The following is a 17,067-nucleotide window of genomic DNA, read 5'->3' on the forward strand; positions in this document are numbered from 1 at the left end:
GGCAGACTAAACGCGCCCCGTTAACCTCTTGTGAAGGCCCGGCGACGCAGGTATTTCACAGCATCGCGTTCATCGCCTGCAGAAGCACCCGGCACAGCAGCGCAATACCCAGCGCCACACCCACCGACAGGCCGACGGAAAACAGCGCATCGCGCCGGCCAATGGTCTTGAGCATCACCGCGAAGGTGGACACGCAGGGCACGTAGAAGGTCAGAAAGACCAGGAAGGTGGCGATCTGTACCCAGTCGAGCAGCGGCGCGATGTCCTGGGTGCCGAGGGCCTGATACACCATCAACAGCGACAGCTCCTTGCGCAGCACGCCGAACAGGATCGGCACGCCCAGCACCACCGGCAGGCCCAGCCACCAACTGGTAACCGGCAGCAGCAGGGTGTTGATGATCGCATCGGCGCCGAAGTGGGACAGCAGCGCCAGCACCACGCTGCCCAGCACCAGTAGCGGCATGACGGTAGTTAGGATGTCGCTGGTGCGCTCCCAGGTGATGGCCAGCAGGCGCCGCCACTGCGGCATGGCATAGGGCGGAATGGCCTGGATCATGCCGGGGCTGGCCTGCACGTAGCGGTGGGTAAGCAGCTTGCCCGCCACCGCGATGATCAGCATGGTGAGCAGGAAGATCCCCAGCACGCCTTCCCAGCCCAGGTACTTGCCGCCGATGGCGAGCACGATGGCCGAGCGCGCCGAGCAGGGCACGAAGGTGATCAGCAGCGAGGCGACGATGCGCTCGCGCCCGCTGGAGCTGGCCGCCACCGCCGACAGGGCCGGCACGTTGCAGCCGAGGCCCAGTAAAAACGGCACCGCCACGCCGCCGTGCAGGCCGATACGGTGAAAGCCCCGATCCACCACGAAGGCGACCCGGTGCATGATTCCCGATTCCTCCAGGCTCACCAGCAGCAGCACCAGCGGCAGCATGTAGGGCACGACAATGCCGATCAGGCCAACCAGGCCGTCGGCCACCGCGCGGCCGATCACGCCGACGGTGGAGTCCGGTTCCCACTGGCCAACCCACGCGGCGAGCGGCGCAGAGGTCAGCGAATCGAGGGTCGTGCTGACCTCGAAAACCATGAACAACACCAGTGCGAACACCGCCAGCGTGCCGATCAGGCCCCAGCGCGGATGCAGGAAGAGACGGTCGAGGCCGCGCCTCCAGCCGGCCTTCTCGGCGGCGTGGCCCAGGCGGGTGACCTGTTCGTGGAGGGCCGCGGCGCGGTAGTGGCGGTCGGCAAAAAGCTCTTCGGCCAGCGGCCGCGGCAGATGGCGGGCAGCTTCGGCGCGGGCCTCCTCGACGGCCGGCATCAGGCTCGGGAAGAGACGCGCCATTTCGGCGGTAAAGAAAGTGTGATCCTTCGCCAACTGGGTCAGCAGCAAGGAGCGCGGGACGTGAAAGGCCGCTTCCACGGCCGGCGTATCGAGGATGTCGTTGAGCCCGGCCAGGGCCTTGCGCAGATGTGGCCCGGGAAGCTGGGGAATCGGGCAGGTCTTGCTGCGAAAAGCGTTGAGGGCCGTTTCGAAAAGGGTCGCCATACCCTTGCCCATGTGGGCCACGGTGGGCACCACGGGCACGCCGAGGGCTGCAGAAAGAGCTTCGACGTTGATGTAGATGCCCCGCTCACGCGCCTCGTCGAGGCGGTTGAGGGCAATCACCAGCGGCTTGCCGAGCTGGCAGAGTTCCTGGCTGAGGGCCAGGTTGGGCTCCAGCGCGGTGGCATCGACCACCTGAATGAGCACGTCGGGGGCCTTGAAGCCGCCCTTGCCACCATGCCCGGTTTCGCCGCCGAGCAAGGCCATCAGCAGGAGGCGGTCGGCATCCTGCAGGTCATGCAGCGTGCGCAGAGCCGGCAGATCGACCAGCGCAGCCTGCTCAAGGCCGATGTTCACCAGGCAGGCATCGAAGCCCAGGCGGCTGTCGGCGAGGAAGCCGGATTCGACCGCCGTACTGGAAGCAGCCTGAAAAATGGTGCTCTTGCCGGTTTGCGCGAGGCCGACCAGCGCAATCTGCGGACGCCGTGCGCCCCGCAGCAGATTGCGCGGTACCGCGACGGTGGCGATGGCGGGGGCAGCAGCGCTCACGGGCAGGCTTTGAGGATGCGAAGCACGCACAGCCACACGGCCGGGACTACCGGATCACGCTGCAGCCCACAAGCAAGAGTCATCGAGAACCGCCGATTTCAGATCAGTTGCGGCCGATTATAGGTACAAATAAGAATAGTTCGCAAATGAAAGGCCGGCGCAGGAGCCCAAAGCACCACGACACGCCGGCCAAAATCAGACCCGCAGACCCGCGCGGGTCATCATGAGCAGGGCCTGGGCCCGACTGGTAACGCCCAGCGAGCGGAGGATCGCCGACACGTGGACCTTGACCGTCCCCTCCGAGAGGCCGAGGAATTCGGCGATATCGCGGTTCGACTTGCCCTGCGCCACCAGTTCGAGCACCCGCCCCTGGGCGGCCGTCAGCTGGAAACGTTCGGCAAAGGCCTGACTGGCCCGGCGACTGCGATTGCCACCATCGGGACCGGTCGTGGCTTCGGGGGTGAACACACCACCGGCCAGAATGGTTCTTACCGCTTCGACCAGCGTGTTGCTGGAACTGGCCTTGGACACGAAGCCCGAGGCACCTGCCTTCATCGCCCGATGCACCGACTCCCGGTCGTCGAGCGCCGACACCACCAGGGCCGGCACATCGGGAAAGCGCTTGGCGATGATCCCCAGCAGGGAAAAACCGTTGATCTCCGGCAACATCAAATCCACGACCAGCAGGTCACAATTGGGGTTGGCTTCCAGCAATGCGAGGGCGTCGGTGGCGTTCGTCGCCTGCTCGCAATACACTCCCTCCCCCACTTGAGCGAGGGTCAAGGCCATGGCCTCCCTCACCAGCACGTGATCTTCAATAATAAGAATGCGTGTTTGCATCATCGCCGGCTATTCATAGGGTAGAAACCTGTTTGGAGTGATGCCGGCAGTTTAGCTCACCCGGCCCTTGAAAAGCCGTCGAAAACCGCGATTTCGGACCGTCACTGCGCAGACCATGCCGATTTACAAAAAAAACCATTGTCCTAAACCGTCAAATCTGGCCGGCACGCTCCTGCTGACGCTGCTGCCCCTGTGGACACAGGCCGCCCCCACGCCCAGCGAAGCCGACTATCTCGACGATTTGCCGGTCGTACTCTCCGCCACGCGCCTGTCCCAGGCCCTGGCCGATGCACCGGGTGCCGTCACGGTCATCGACCGCTACATGATCCGGGCCTCCGGGGCCCGCGACATCGGCGAGCTGTTCGCGCTGGTGCCCGGTTTCCAGGTCGGCATGCACACCGGCAACCAGCCGCTGGTCACCTACCACGGGCTGTCGGACGAAGCCCCGCGGCGCATGCTAGTGCAGGTGGACGGCCGCTCGGTGTACTCGCCCTACTTCATCGCCGGCGTCGAATGGAACCAGCTCGGGGTCGACATCGACGACATCGAACGCATCGAGGTCTTCCGTGGCGCCAACTCCGCCGCTTACGGCAGCAACGCCTTCCTCGGCGTGGCCAACATCGTCACCCGCTCGCCCTCGGAAACCCGCGGCACGGCCGTCCGCTACCGGGCCGGCGACAGCGGAGTCAATGACGTGGGGGTGCGCCTGGGCAAACGCCTCGGCGACGTGGATGTGCGCCTCAGCGCGTCACGCAATTTCGATCACGGCTTTGCAGCCATCAACGACTGGCGCAAGTACGAACTGGCCACCCTGCGCGCCGACTGGAGCGCCAGCCGTAACGACGTGCTCGAATTCCAGGCCGGCTGGACCAACAACGACTACGGTACCGGCAAGGACGGCAACGCCACCGATCCGGAGCGTGCCGCGCAAATCTCAACCGCCTTCGGCCTGCTGCGCTGGCGCCATGCGCCGGCGCCGGACGAGGAACTGACACTCACCTATTACCACCAGGAAGAAAACGGCCGCGACGCCTATGCCCTGGGCGTATCGGTGCCGCCCCGTCAGTCCGGCCTGCCCGTTGCCATCAGCATTCCGTTCAATTTCGATTACGGCTTCAAGGCAATCCGCGACGACCTGGAAATCCAGCGCATCACCGCCCTCGGCCCGTCCCTGCGGGCCGTCATGGGCGGTGGCCTGCGCGCCGACCGAATTAACGCCCCGCTGCGTTTCAACACCACCGCCGACCTCACCAACCGGATCACTCACGCCTTCGGCACGCTCGAGTGGCGAGCCTCGCCAAAATGGCTGTTCAACGTCGGCGCGATGCTCGAAAACAACTCTCTGACCGGTACATCGCTGGCGCCGCGCATTTCAGCCAACTATCATATGACCGAATTCCAGACCTGGCGTCTGGCCGTCAACCGTTCATACCGGAGTCCGTCTGCCTTCGAGCAAAAGTCCAGCATGATATTTGCAAATTCCGCCCCGATCGTCATATCACCCCGTGTTACGGTACCGACGGGCACGCCCATCTCCCAGACTTTCCGTCCGTCACCGGGGCTGCAGGCCGAACGGATCACCACCTGCGAGCTGGGCTACCTGGCCGAACTGCGCGCCCTGTCCACCACCTTCGACGCCCGCCTGTTCCTTGAACGGGCCCGCGACCTGATCGAGATGAACCGGGAGAGTTCCACCGTCGGCCTGCTTGCCCGCGACAACACACGCTACTTTTCCAACGGCGGCGAAGCCGACATCCGCGGCCTCGAGCTAACCGCCACCTGGCGTCCGGACACTACCACCTGGCTCTCCGTGCAGCACACCGAACTACGTATCGACGGCCCCACGCTCAGCCCCGCCGAATCCCTGAACCGCCCGAGCAACTGGGTGCAATACACCGCCCCGCGCCACAGCACCGCCCTCTTCGGCGCCTGGGAGTTCACCCCCGGCTGGCAGTTGAGCCTGACCAAACGCTGGGTCGGCTCGATGAGCTGGTACCAGGACGCAGAGCATCGGGTACCGATGTACCGGCAGCTTGACGTGCGCCTGGCGCATCGTCTGGCGCCCTCCATTGCCCGCGGCGAGGTCGCCATCACCGCCCGCAACATCGACGGAGCGGAACAGACCTACGCCCCCGGCGCATCCAGCTGGGGCAGCCGCATCTTCGGCTCCCTCAACCTCGAGTTCTGATTCCCGATGGGTCAGGCCCTGCGATTTCTCGGCTATCTGTTGCTGCTCCTTCTGGCGGGCGGGCTGGCCCCTGCCCGGGCGGCCCAGATCACGCTGGTCATGTCGGAAGAAAGCAAAGCCTTCAGCGAAGCGGCCGACGCCCTCAGCGTCGAACTGCGCAGCGCCGGCCACCGCATCCAGCCCATCCCCTTCCCGCTGCGCGCCGAAGACACCGGTGCCCTCAACGCCAGCGCCCTCATCATCACCCTCGGTACCCGGGCGGCCCAGGCCATCTCCAGCCTAGCACCGCGCAGCCTGGTGCTGCACACCCTGCTGCCGCGCAGCGCCTACGACAAACTGCCGGTCCGCGTTGAAGAAACCCGCCGCACCTCCGCAGTCTTCATCGACCAGCCGGCCGGTCGGCAGATCGACCTGCTGCGCATCGCCCTGCCCGACTGGTCGCGGGTCGCCCTGGTCGTGGGCCGGGACAGCGCCGAGCTGGGCGTTCGCCTGCACGCCAGCGCCCGGGACAAGCGGATGCGCCCGATCCTCGAACAGGCCAGCGAGGAAAGCGATCTCTACCCCACCCTGCAGCGGGTGCTCGCCGAACCCACGGTGCTGCTCGCCATTCCCGACTCGGCCCTGTTCAACAACCGGACCATCTCCAACATCCTGCTCACCGCATATCACCACCGCTCACCGGTCGTCGGCTTCTCGCCGGCCTACGTCAAGGCGGGTGCCCTGCTGGCCCTCTACAGCACACCCGCCCAGGTCGGCCTGCAAGCCGGCGAAGTCGCCCGCCAGGGCCTCGCCAGCGGCATCCTTCCGCCACCGGTTGCGCCGCGTCACTTCCGCATCAGCACCAACCCCTACGTAGCCCGCTCCCTAGGCATCAACCTGGAAGACGCCAGCGTCCTGCAGGACAAACTGGAACGCCTGGAAGGCCTGCCATGATCAACCCCGCCAGCTGGGACATCCGCGCCCGGACCGTCCTGATCGCCGTGCTGCCCACCATGGTGATGGCGACGGTGCTGATCGCCTACTTCACCTCCTCCCGCCTCTCCGACCTGGAAGAAGCCCACGTGCAGCGCGGCAAGGCCCTCGCCCGCCAGCTGGCCGCCGCCAGCGAGTACGGCGTGTTCTCCGGCAATCTGGAGAGCCTGCGCAAGCTGGCCAACTCGATCCTGCAGGAACAGGACGTGGTCCGCGTAGCAGTCTTCAGCCCCATCCAGGAAGTTCTCGCCGACAGCAGCAAACCGGTCCAGCCCGCCACCACCGTCAGCCTCGCCCCGCGCTACAGCGACACGCCCCTGCGCTTTCGCGAGCCAGTCACCGGCCCCGGCGTCAATCTGGACGACCCCTTCCTGGAAGCCGGCACCAACGGCAGCCATCCTCCCGAAGACCTGCACGGCGAAGTGCTCGTCGAAATGAGCCGCGAATCCCTGCGCGCCGAAGAAAGCCGCCTGCTGCAGAACGCCTTCTCGATGGTTGTGGCGGTACTGATCGCCAGCGTCGCCCTGGCCCTGCGCATGAGCCGCGGCATCTCCGGCCCCATCTTGCGCATCGCCTCCACCGTCGAGAGTTTTGGCCAGGGCAACCTGTCGGACCGGGTCCCGGTGGAAGGCGGAAAAAGCCTGCGCGCCCTCGCCCAGGGGGTGAACGACATGGCCGACAAGCTCGGCGCCTCACGGGAACACATGGAGCGCCAGATCGAGGCGGCCACCCGCGAACTGCTCGTCAAAAAGGAAGAAGCCGAACACGGCAACCGCGCCAAGACACGCTTCCTTGCCGCCGCCAGCCACGACCTGCGCCAGCCGATGCACGCCCTCGGCCTGTTCGTCGCCGAACTGGGGCAGAAGCAGCACGCACCGGACACCCACCGGCTCGTCGCGCAGATCGCCGTCTCCGCCGAAACCATGGAAAACCTGCTCGACAGCCTGCTCGACATCTCCCGCCTCGACGCCGGCGTGCTCGACCGCCAGATCAAGCCCTTCCCCCTCCAGCCCCTGTTCGAGCGCATCGACGTGGACTACCGCCGCGAGGCCGACCAGCGTTCCCAGCGCCTGCGCCTGCGCCCGACCAACCTGTGGGTCGAAAGCGATCCGCTGCTCCTCGAACGGATCCTCCACAACCTCATCAGCAACGCCCTGCGCTACGCCCCCGGCGGCACCATCCTGCTGGCCTGCCGCAAGCGCGGCGACAAGGTGCGCATCGAAGTGCGCGACAACGGCCCCGGCATCGCCCGGGAAGCCCAGGACACGATCTTCCAGGAGTTCGTGCAGCTCGATAACCCGGAACGCAACCGGGCCAAGGGACTCGGCCTGGGGCTCGCCATCGTGCGGCGCCTGACCAACCTGCTGGAACACGACCTGTCCCTGCGCTCGACGCCCGGCAGGGGCGCCCTGTTCGCTGTCGAGCTTCGCGCCGCCAAACCCGGCCTGATTCCTGAAGGCATCCCGCCGCCGCCCGCCCACTCCCTGTACGGACGGCACATCGTGCTGGTGGACGACGACGAACTGGCCGTGGCGAGCACCACCGGCCTGCTCGAATCGTGGGGCTGCCAGGTCACCGCAGCAGCCAGCCTCGAACTCATCCTGAGCACCATCGACGAGCATGCCAAACCGGACATCATCGTCTGTGACTACCAGAGCGGCAGCTCGGTGGACGGCCTGGCCATCATTGAGCGCCTGCGCGCGCATTTCGGCCAGCGGGTGCCAGCCATCATCCTCAGCGGCGACACCTCTGCGGCCGTTACCGACAACGCCCGGCAGGCCGGCATCCCGCTCCTCCACAAGCCCGTACGTCCCGCCAAACTACGCGCCTTGCTGCAGCGCAAAACCCAAGTCTGATGCAGGTCTGCGGTGCTTCGGTTACTATCGACAAGTGAATGACACATCCAGATCAGGGGGACAAAAATGAGCACTGAAAACAAGGCGCAGGATCCGATGGAATTCATGCGCGGCATGTGGAGCAAGATGGGTTTCAGCCTCCCCGGCATGGTCACGCCGACCCTGGATGTGGAAGAGCTCGACAAGCGCATCGCCGACATGAAAGCCGTCGAAAACTGGCTCAAGATGAACCTCAGCTCCCTGCAGATGGCCACCCAGGCCCTCGAGATGCAGCGCGCCACCATCGCCACCATGCAGGCCATGAGCAAGATCGTTTCGGAAGGCGGCAAGCCGCCCGAAGTCGAAGTGCCCCAACCCAACCCCTTCGGCAACACCATGTGGCCGTGGAACCTGATGCAGAACGCCGCCGAACAAGCCAAGGCCCAGGCCGACGCAGCGCCGGCTCCGGCCGCCCCGGCCAAGAAGCCCAAGGAAAGCAAGTAAGCAGCTTGCGGGGGCCGGCCGTCACGGCCCCCAGCGTGTCAGGGCTGCCAGCCAGCCCGTCAGCGTGATTGCCGCCGTCACCGTGGTGGCGGAAATCAGCCAGGCCACCCCCGGCCCGTCCCCGCCCATGCGCATCGCCAGAATATAGGCCGACGACGCACTCGGCAGAGCCGCAAACAGCACCGCCGTCACAAACGCCACACCCGTCAGCCCGAAGAAGCTCGCCAGCCCCCAGGCGATGGCCGGCAGCGCCAACAGTTTCACCGCACACAGATAGATCGCCCCGGCCCGCCCGGACACCTGCTCGCCGCCACGCAACGCCGCCCCCACCGCCAGCAGGCCGAGGGTCACCGCCGCATCCGCCAGCCGCTGCAGGAACGGAATCACCGGCTCCGGCAGCGTCGCCCCCGCCAGGTTGAACGCCATGCCGGCCAGCGTCGCGATGATCAGCGGATTGCGCGACAGCTCCCGCCACAAACGCCCCTGCCCGTGGTGCGCCAGCAGCCCCACCGCCGCCATGTTGGCAAAGGGCACCATCGCCCCGCACAGGGCGCCCATGGTCGCCACGCCGGTGGCGCCAGCCACTTTGCCGGCCACCGCGATGCCAATGTAAGTGTTGAAGCGGTAGGCGCATTGCACCCGCGAGGCGAAGGCCATCGGCCCCAGGCCCATCAGCGGCTTGCCGAGCAGGGCCAGCACGAAGCCGCTCGTCATGCAGAGCAAGCCAACACCAAACAGCGGCGCCATCGCCGCCACATCGATACGGGCCCGCGCCAGGGCATTGAAGAGCAGGGCCGGAAACAGAACGAAGTACACCAGCTTTTCAACGCCAGTCCAGAAACCGTCGGCCAGCCTGAAGTAACGCCGCAACACCACGCCGAGGGCGATCAGCGCAAAGTCAGGCAGCAGAAGCAGAAAACTCTGCATGGTTCCGGGGCGCCGCCTCGCCTACATGACCTTCACGGCACGCCCGATATAACGGATCGGGCCAGTGGGCTTGCCGGTAGGCGAGCCGGTGCGCGGCTCGAGGGTCAGCTCGAAAAGCTGGTTCGACTGCAGGGCCGGCAGCTTGTCCACCGGCACCTTCATGCTCTGGCCGGGCGTGACCAGGCCCAGCGACACCGGCCCGCTCCAGCCTTCCGCCTTGGTCCAGAACTGCAGGGCCTTGTCGGCAGGCACTTCGACTGCGCCCAGCGGAATCAGCTCGATCTGCCGGGATGCACTGGCCTGCACCACCCAGCCGGGCGCCTTGTCGTCGGGAGCCACCAGCACCACCATGAAGCGCGTGGCCGCCGGCGGGTCGACAAGCCGTTCGACCAGCACCGCCGCCAGGATCGCCGCGCTGGCAAAGCCCGTGGCAGTCAGGCCACGCCACAGGCCCAGGTTGTTCCAGTCCCGCCACCAGGGCCTTGGCCGGATGGCCGGGCGTGGGGCCGGTACCGCGAGGACGTCGAGGCTGCGCGCGATGCGCCGCCACAAATGGGCAGACGGCGCCAGCGGCTCGGCCAGGGCCGCCAGCGGCAGCAGGCGCTCCTCCCAGGCGTGCACGGCCGCCTGCAGCGCGGCATCCGTAGCAAGACGCGCCTGCACCTCCCGCCGGCGGGCCGCCGACAAAGTACCGAGCACGTATTCGCCGGCCAGTTCGTGGATGTCGGGCGGCATGCCGGCCTGTGGTTTGCTGTTCATGCCATGCACTCCCGCAGCGCAGCCAGACTGCGCTTGATCCAGGCCTTGACCGTGCCCAGCGGCGCATCGAGCTGCCGGGCGATCTCCCCGTGGGAAAAGCCATCCACATAAGCGTGGAGGATGCAGTTGCGGCGCACCGGCTCCAGTTGCTCGAGGCAATGCGCGATGCGGCCGGCGCTGGCCTGCCAGGCGAAGGCATCGGCCATGTCGTGCCAGGCTTCGAGGGAGGCCCGGGCATCGAGGGCAGCGGCGGTGTCGTCATCGACGCCCACCTCGCGGCTGCCATCACGCACGGCATTGAGGGCCAGATTGCGGGTCACGCTGTAGATCCAGCCCCGCGCCGAGCCCCGTGTCGGGTCGAAGCTGGCGGCACGGGTCCAGATATTGACGCAGGCGTCGTGCACGATGTCCTCGGCCAGGGCCCGGTCGCGCACGATGCGCTGCACCACCCCGAGCAGGCGCGCGCCCTCCTGCTCGTAGAGTCCTTGCATGGCAGCGTGCTCGCCGGCTGCACAGGCGGCCAGGGCAGCCTCGTAGTCGAATTCGTTCAGGGCGGATAACACGAAAATGGACCGGCGGCGCGAAGCCGCCATGTTACCCGAGGCCCGCACCGCGGCGGGCCAGGCCGGCGCTTAGAGGGCCTTCCAGAAAATGTAGTCGGCCTGGTAGGCCACCGTTTCGCGCTTGCCCTTGAGGGCCGCGGAACACTCCGCAGCCGGTGCCACGCCTCCCTTCAGGGCCACCCGCTGGATGTAGCTGACACCGCTCATCGCGCCGTTGCCCATGGCCGGATTGGCCTTGACGAGCTGGTAGGGCAGATTGCCGGCGCCGGAGGGGGCCACCGCCAGCTGGGTGCCGGTCAACTTTGAACCATCCAGGGCTTCCCAGGTGGCGGGGGGGCCGTAGTAGCTGCCCACCAGCGTGCCGCTGCGCTCCTTCAGCAGCGCCTTCGGGCCGACGAAGACCCATTCGGTCTGGCCGGGCACATTGGCCTTGTCGCGGCATTCGTAGGTGATCTCGCCGCTGCCGACGGTTTCCCAGGCGACCTTGTGGCCGGCGGGCACCTTGATGGCGTCGGGCAGGCTGTCCTGGTTGAAGCCGGCAGTCATCGAGGCCATCGAGCTGCAGGCGGCCAGCAGGCTCACACCAGCAAGCAGGGAAAGGCGGGAAGCGAGGGTGGTCGGGGTGGTTTTCATGATGATTCTCCGGGAGTTAGGGATTGATGAATCGATGCAGCTTTTCGTGCTGCTTCTTCCACTACCCGCCAGCCCCGGCTTTGGATGCAGCACCCCGAAAAAAAAAGCGCCGGGGGGCCGGCGCTGTCAAAACACATCACTCCTGAAGTGAAATCGTCTATTCGTACTTGCGGATGTCGTCGATGACCTTGCCATCGTTGGCCAGGCTGCCCGGGGCGCAAAAGCACACCTCACCACGCAGCTTGGTCAGTTCGCGGATCGACGTGGCGATGGCCTCGGCCAGCCCTTCAACCGGTGCGGCCAGTTCGCAATGCAGGGTCATGCGGTCGTTGTGGTCCGGGTTGTCCACCACCAGCCGGCCACGGCCCACATCCGGATGGCGCTTGAGCACCGCTGCCACCTGGCCGGGATGGACGAACATGCCCTTCACCTTGGTGGTCTGGTCGGCTCGCCCGAGCCAGCCCTTGATACGCGTATTGGTGCGGCCGCAGGGCGAAGCGCCGGGCAGGATCGCCGACAGATCGCCGGTGCCGAAGCGGATCAGCGGGTAATCGGGGTTGAAGCTGGTCACCACCACCTCGCCCACCTCGCCGGGGGCCACCGGGTCGCCGGTGCCGGGGCGGACGATTTCCAGCAGCACGTCCTCGTCCAGCACCAGCCCCTCCCGGGCCGGCGTCTCGAAGGCGATCAGGCCGAGATCGGCGGTAGCGTAGGCCTGGTAGGCCTGGATACCGCGCGCGGCCAGCGCCTCCTGCTGACTCGGCGGAAAGGCCTCGCCCGACACAAAGGCCTTCTTCAGGCTGTCGAGCTTCACGCCCTGCTCGTCGGCCTTGTCGAGAAGGATGCGCAGGAAGGACGGCGTGCCGGCGTAAGCATCCGGACGCAGATCCAGCATCGCCGCCACCTGCATTTCGGTCTGCCCGACGCCAGCCGGAAACACCGTGCAGCCCAGCGCGTGGGCCGCCGTTTCCATCATCGAACCGGCCGGCGTGAAGTGATACGAGAAGGTGTTGTGCACCAGGTCACCGGAGCGGAAACCTGCCGCGAAGAAGGCCCGCGCCAGCCGCCAGTAATCGCGCCGTGCCCCTTCCGGCTCGTAGATCGGGCCCGGCGAGGCAAACACCCGGGCACAGGCCGCGCCCCACTTCACCGCGGCCAGCCCGCCAAACGGCCGCGCCGCCTTTTGCAGCTCCGTCAGTTCGGACTTGCGGATCACCGGCAGGCTCGCCAGGGCTTCCCGCGTGGTGATGGTGGACGGGTTGATGTCCTTCAGCAGCGCGGCAAAGGCCGGGGCGTGGGCCCGTGCATGGGCGATCTGGTCCGGCAGGCGCGCCAGCAGATCGCGCTCGCGGGCGGCGGGATCGCGGGTTTCACGGGCGTCGTAATAGTTCATGGTTTCTCCGCGTTCTGGCTTTTTGTAGGCCGCAATTCAGTCCGACAAGGCTCACGACAGCCAGCGCTTGCGCCGCCGGTAGTGCTTCACGTCGCGGAAGCTCTTGCGTCCTTCGGTGGACAGCCCGAGGTAGAACTCCTTCACGTCCTCGTTGGTGCGCAAATCCTCCGCCTGGCCTTCCATCACCACCCGGCCGTTCTCCAGGATGTAGCCGAAATCGGCGTAGCGCAGGGCCACCATGGTGTTCTGTTCGGCCAGCAGGAAGCTCACGTTTTCCTTGCTGTTCAGGTCCTTCACGATCTCGAAGATTTCCTCGACGATCTGCGGAGCGAGGCCCATCGACGGTTCGTCGAGCAGGATCATCTCGGGCTTGGCCATCAGCGCCCGGCCGATGGCGCACATCTGCTGCTCGCCGCCGGAGGTGTAGCCGGCCTGCGAGGTGCGCCGCGTCTTGAGGCGCGGGAAGTAGTTGTAAACCTTGTCCAGGCTGTCCTTCAGCTCCGCGCGGGACTGGCTGCGGGTGTAGGCACCGGTGAGCAGGTTCTCCTCGATGGACAGGTGACCAAAGCAGTGGCGCCCTTCCATCACCTGGATAACGCCCTTCCTCACCAGTTCGGCGGGGGTCAGCTGGTCGATGCGGTCGCCCTTGAACTCGACGCTGCCCTTGGTCACATCGCCACGCTCGGCGCGCAGCAGGTTGGAGATCGACTTGAGGGTCGTGCTCTTGCCGGCGCCGTTGGCACCGAGCAGGGCCACGATCTTGCCCTGGGGCACCTGCAGCGACACGCCCTTGAGCACGAGGATGACGTGGTCGTAGATGACCTCGATATTGTTGATGCTGAGGTATGACATGGCGGCTATCCGAATGATGAGGCAACAATCCGGGCCGGCCCGCAGGCCGGCCCCTTCCGCTTAACTTTCCTTGCTGCAGTCGCGGGGCTTGATGCCCTTTTCCTTGGCGTAGGCGGCGGCCGATTCCTCGATCATGCCGCGCACCAGCGGACGGTCGGAGTCGACCCAGTCGGTGATGACCTTCCACTGGTTGCCGTCCCACTGCTGGAACTTCACCTTGCCCGGGCCTTCGTGGTCGGCACAGGTGATCTTCAGCGGCGGCAGGAAGCCGGTGGCGCCGAGGGCCTTCAGGCGGGCATCGTCAAGGTTGAGGTTCTCGAAGCCCCAGCGCACCTGCTCGCCGGTCAGGGCCTTGCCCTTGCCGTATTTCTCCTGGGCCTTGCGGATGGCTTCGACGGTGATGATCCCGTGCACCACGCCGCGGTTGTAGTACACCGAGCCGACGCGGGTCTTGTCTTCCATGTTGCCCTTGTCCTTGCCATAGACGAACTTCTTCACGTCGGCGATCACCGGGTAGTTGGCACCGGCCACGTTGAAGCCGGCGGCCACGAAGCCCTTGGCCGCCGTGCCGGCCGGAATGGTGTCTTCCTCGGCACCGGACCACCACACGCCAACCATCTTTTCGCGCGGATAGCCGGTCTTGGCGGCGGCCTTGATGGCGGTCGGGTTCATCACGCCCCAGCCCCACAGCACCACGTAATCGGGCTTGGCCTGGCGGATCTGCAGCCACTGGGACTGCTGCTCGTTGCCCGGATGGGCCACGGCGATCTTCATCACCTCAAAGCCGTGCTTGGCCGCCAGCTTGTCCATGATGGCGTGGGATTCCTTGCCATACGCGGAGTCGTGGTAGAGCAGGCCGATCTTCTTGCCCTTCAGCTTGTCCATGCCCCCTTCCTTCTGGCCCATGTAATTCACGATGGCCGAAGCCTGGGACCAGTAGGTGGTGATCATCGGGAAGACCCACGGAAAGACCCGGCCGTCGGCGGCATCGGTGCGGCCGTAGCCGATGGTCACCATCGGGATCTTGTCCTGGGCAACCTTCTCGAGCACCGAGTAGGTGATGCCGGTGGACACCGGCTGGAACACCGTGTTGCCGGTGGCGCCCTTCTTCTTCATGCGCTCGTAGCATTCGACGCCACGGGCGTTGTTGTATTCGGTTTCGCACTCTTCCCAGGTCAGCTTGACGCCGTTGATGCCGCCGTCACGCTCGTTGATCAGGGTCATGTAGTCGATCCAGCCTCCGAACAGGCCGGAGCCGCCCGCCGCATAGGGGCCGACGCGGTAGCTGGGCAGACCGATGAACTGCTCTTCGGCAGCGCTGGCCAGGGAGGTACCAAGCAGGCCGGCAAGCGCGGCGCCCAGCAGAACGGTTGTCTTCAGTTTCATGTGTTTGTCTCCTCTTATAGGTTTGGGTGCAACACAACGACAGCTATCAGTGCGGGAACGGCCACAGGCGCAGCTTTTCCTTGGCGATCTGCCACAGTCGGGCCAGGCCGTGCGGCTCGACGATCAGGAAGAAGATGATCAGGCCGCCGAAGACGATGAGCTGGAAGTTGGACACGAAGCCCGCCCCCAGGGAATCGCCGAAGATCGCCGGCACCAGGTTGTCGAGAAAGATCGGCAGCAGCACGATGAAGGCCGCACCGAGGAAGGAACCCATGATCGAGCCCACCCCGCCGATGATGATCATGAACAGGATCTTGAAGGACAGATCGAGGTTGAAGCCTTCCGGCTCGACGGTACCGATGTAGGTGTAGGCGTACAGCGCGCCGGCCACGCCGCAGTAGAAGGAACTCACCGCAAAGGCCAGCAGCTTGGTGCGCATCAGGCGAAAGCCGATCACCTGGGCCGCCACGTCCATGTCACGCACCGCCATCCAGGCCCGCCCGGTGGAGGAGCGCACCATGTTCTTGGCCAGCAGGGCCATGAAGGCAACGATCAGGAAGGTCAGCACGTACTTGGCTTCCGGCGTGGCGAAGGTGTAGCCGAGGATCGTCACGTCCTGCGCCGTCACCACACCCGACGACGAGTTGTTGGAGAACCACGGAAACTTGACCAGCGCCCACACGATGAAGAACTGCGCCGCCAGCGTCGCCACCGCCAGGTAGAAGCCCTTGATGCGCAAACTCGGCAGCCCGAACAGGATGCCCACCAGCGCCGCCGTCAGCCCGGCCAGCACCAGCGCCACCAGAAACGGCATGCCCTCGATGCGCAGGATGAAGTTGTAGGCGGCAAAGGCTCCCACCGCCATGAAGGCCGCCGACCCCAGCGACAACTGCCCGGCGTAGCCGGTGAGAATGTTGAGACCGATGGCGGCCAGCGAAAAAATCAGCACCGGAATCAGGATGGCCTTCAGCCAGTACTCGTTGGCCAGCAGCGGCACGGCCGCGCCGAACACCAGCATCAGCAGCCAGAAGCCGATCTTGTCCTGACGGATGGGGAAGATCTGGGAATCTTCGGCGTAAGTGGCCTTGAACTGGCCGGCTTCACGGTAAAGCATGGGTTTTGCTCCTTCGTCGCGGTTTAGGGCTTACACGCGATCAATGTGTTTTTCGCCGAACAGACCTTCGGGGCGGACCAGCAGGAAAGCCAGCGCCAGCATGTAGGGGAACCAGCCTTCGATACCGCCGCCGACAAACGGGCCGACATACACCTCGGCCAGCTTCTCGGATGCGCCGATGATCAGCCCGCCGACAATGGCGCCCGGCACCGACGTAAAACCGCCGAGAATCAGCACCGGCAAGGCCTTGAGGGCGGTAAAGGTAAGGGCAAACTGCACGCCGTTGCGGGCGCCCCAGATCATCCCGGCCACCAGCGCCACAAAACCCGCCACCGCCCACACCACACGCCAGATGGTCTGCAGCGGAATGCCGATGGACAGCGCCGCCTGGTGATCGTCGGCCACCGCACGCAGGGCCCGGCCGACCTTGGTGTATTGGAACAACAGGGCCAGCAAGCCCACCAGCGACGCCGCCACCCCGGCCGCAAACAGGTCGAACTTGGAAACCCCGATCTCGTAGTTGTCCATCAGCCAGGCAATCGGCTCATCGACAATGCCCAGGTCCAGCCCGCGCACGTTGGCGCCCCAGGCCATCTGGGCCAGGCCCTCGATGACGTAGGTCAGGCCGATGGTGGCCATGAACAGCGTGATGTGTGGCTGGTTCACCAGTGGCCTGAGCACGATGCGTTCGGTGGCAATGCCCAGCACGATCATCGATATGAAGGCCAGCAGGAAGGACAGCCAGAACACCATGCTGCTGTCGGCATCCATGCCCAGGTGCTTGGCCAGCATCTCCTTGAAGCCGACAAAGGTCAGCGCGGCAAAGAAAACCATCGCCCCCTGGGCAAAGTTGAAGACGCCCGAAGCCTTGTAGATCAGCACAAAACCGAGGGCCACCAGCGCGTACATCACGCCCGACAGCAAACCGCCGATCAGCACTTCGATAAAAAACTGCATGTCTCTCTCCTCTTTACCCTGTAAGTCGGACTGAAGTCCGACCTACAAAAACCGGCGC

Annotated in this window: 15 protein-coding genes; 4 read left to right on the plus strand and 11 right to left on the minus strand. The window is 65.7% G+C overall.

Annotated elements, in window-relative coordinates; all coding sequences use genetic code 11:
- Positions 1-55: 55 nt before the first annotated feature.
- Both ETQ85_RS01780 and ETQ85_RS01785 read right to left on the minus strand, forming a co-directional pair.
- A complete protein-coding gene (locus ETQ85_RS01780) occupies positions 56-2,086 on the minus strand; it encodes a FeoB small GTPase domain-containing protein (RefSeq protein WP_222862023.1) in 2,031 nt (676 codons plus the stop codon).
- 195 nt (positions 2,087-2,281) lie between these two features.
- Positions 2,282-2,929 carry a response regulator transcription factor gene (locus ETQ85_RS01785; protein ID WP_148577418.1) on the minus strand — a complete coding sequence of 216 codons (648 nt, stop codon included), beginning with the start codon at positions 2,927-2,929 and terminating at the stop codon, positions 2,282-2,284.
- 112 nt (positions 2,930-3,041) lie between these two features.
- Here ETQ85_RS01785 and ETQ85_RS01790 point away from each other — a divergent pair, with 112 nt between their 5' ends.
- The 4 genes from ETQ85_RS01790 to ETQ85_RS01805 all read left to right on the plus strand — a co-directional run bounded on the left by ETQ85_RS01790 (position 3,042) and on the right by ETQ85_RS01805 (position 8,425).
- Positions 3,042-5,114: a TonB-dependent receptor plug domain-containing protein gene (locus tag ETQ85_RS01790; protein WP_148577419.1), complete on the plus strand. Its 2,073-nt coding sequence runs from the start codon at positions 3,042-3,044 to the stop codon at positions 5,112-5,114.
- A 6-nt stretch (positions 5,115-5,120) separates the two neighbouring features.
- A complete protein-coding gene (locus tag ETQ85_RS01795; RefSeq protein ID WP_148577420.1) occupies positions 5,121-6,047 on the plus strand; it encodes an ABC transporter substrate-binding protein in 927 nt (308 codons plus the stop codon).
- A complete protein-coding gene (locus tag ETQ85_RS01800) occupies positions 6,044-7,942 on the plus strand; it encodes a hybrid sensor histidine kinase/response regulator (protein ID WP_148577421.1) in 1,899 nt (632 codons plus the stop codon). Before ETQ85_RS01795 ends, ETQ85_RS01800 begins: the two co-directional genes overlap by 4 nt.
- A 66-nt stretch (positions 7,943-8,008) precedes the next feature.
- Positions 8,009-8,425, plus strand: coding sequence for a PhaM family polyhydroxyalkanoate granule multifunctional regulatory protein (locus ETQ85_RS01805; RefSeq protein WP_148577422.1), 417 nt, complete (start codon positions 8,009-8,011; stop codon positions 8,423-8,425).
- Positions 8,426-8,446: 21 nt separating this feature from the next.
- On the opposite strand, the gene ETQ85_RS01810 is transcribed toward ETQ85_RS01805, so the two are convergent.
- From ETQ85_RS01810 to ETQ85_RS01850, 9 genes are all read right to left on the minus strand, one after another.
- A complete protein-coding gene (locus tag ETQ85_RS01810) occupies positions 8,447-9,352 on the minus strand; it encodes an AEC family transporter (RefSeq protein WP_148577423.1) in 906 nt (301 codons plus the stop codon).
- A 21-nt stretch (positions 9,353-9,373) separates the two neighbouring features.
- Complete coding sequence (locus tag ETQ85_RS01815; RefSeq protein ID WP_148577424.1) at positions 9,374-10,111, minus strand: anti-sigma factor; 738 nt, start codon at positions 10,109-10,111, stop codon at positions 9,374-9,376.
- A complete protein-coding gene (locus tag ETQ85_RS01820; protein WP_187394549.1) occupies positions 10,108-10,674 on the minus strand; it encodes a sigma-70 family RNA polymerase sigma factor in 567 nt (188 codons plus the stop codon). The genes ETQ85_RS01815 and ETQ85_RS01820 overlap by 4 nt, the downstream gene beginning before the upstream one ends.
- A 69-nt stretch (positions 10,675-10,743) precedes the next feature.
- On the minus strand, positions 10,744-11,307 hold the full coding sequence (locus ETQ85_RS01825) for a DUF3455 domain-containing protein (protein ID WP_148577426.1): 564 nt from the start codon (positions 11,305-11,307) through the stop codon (positions 10,744-10,746).
- Positions 11,308-11,464: 157 nt separating this feature from the next.
- Positions 11,465-12,700 (minus strand): phenylacetate--CoA ligase family protein, encoded by a 1,236-nt coding sequence (locus ETQ85_RS01830; protein ID WP_148577427.1) that lies wholly within the window; start codon positions 12,698-12,700, stop codon positions 11,465-11,467.
- Between the two features lie 51 nt (positions 12,701-12,751).
- Complete coding sequence (locus ETQ85_RS01835; protein ID WP_148577428.1) at positions 12,752-13,552, minus strand: ABC transporter ATP-binding protein; 801 nt, start codon at positions 13,550-13,552, stop codon at positions 12,752-12,754.
- Between the two features lie 60 nt (positions 13,553-13,612).
- Positions 13,613-14,938 carry an ABC transporter substrate-binding protein gene (locus tag ETQ85_RS01840; protein ID WP_148577429.1) on the minus strand — a complete coding sequence of 442 codons (1,326 nt, stop codon included), beginning with the start codon at positions 14,936-14,938 and terminating at the stop codon, positions 13,613-13,615.
- A 46-nt stretch (positions 14,939-14,984) separates the two neighbouring features.
- Entirely contained in the window at positions 14,985-16,052 is a 1,068-nt protein-coding gene (locus ETQ85_RS01845; RefSeq protein ID WP_148577430.1) for a branched-chain amino acid ABC transporter permease, read from the minus strand.
- 30 nt (positions 16,053-16,082) lie between these two features.
- A complete protein-coding gene (locus tag ETQ85_RS01850) occupies positions 16,083-17,009 on the minus strand; it encodes a branched-chain amino acid ABC transporter permease (RefSeq protein ID WP_148577431.1) in 927 nt (308 codons plus the stop codon).
- Positions 17,010-17,067: the final 58 nt, after the last annotated feature.

It is taken from the genome of Zoogloea oleivorans (assembly GCF_008107625.1).
Lineage (GTDB): Bacteria > Pseudomonadota > Gammaproteobacteria > Burkholderiales > Rhodocyclaceae > Zoogloea > Zoogloea oleivorans.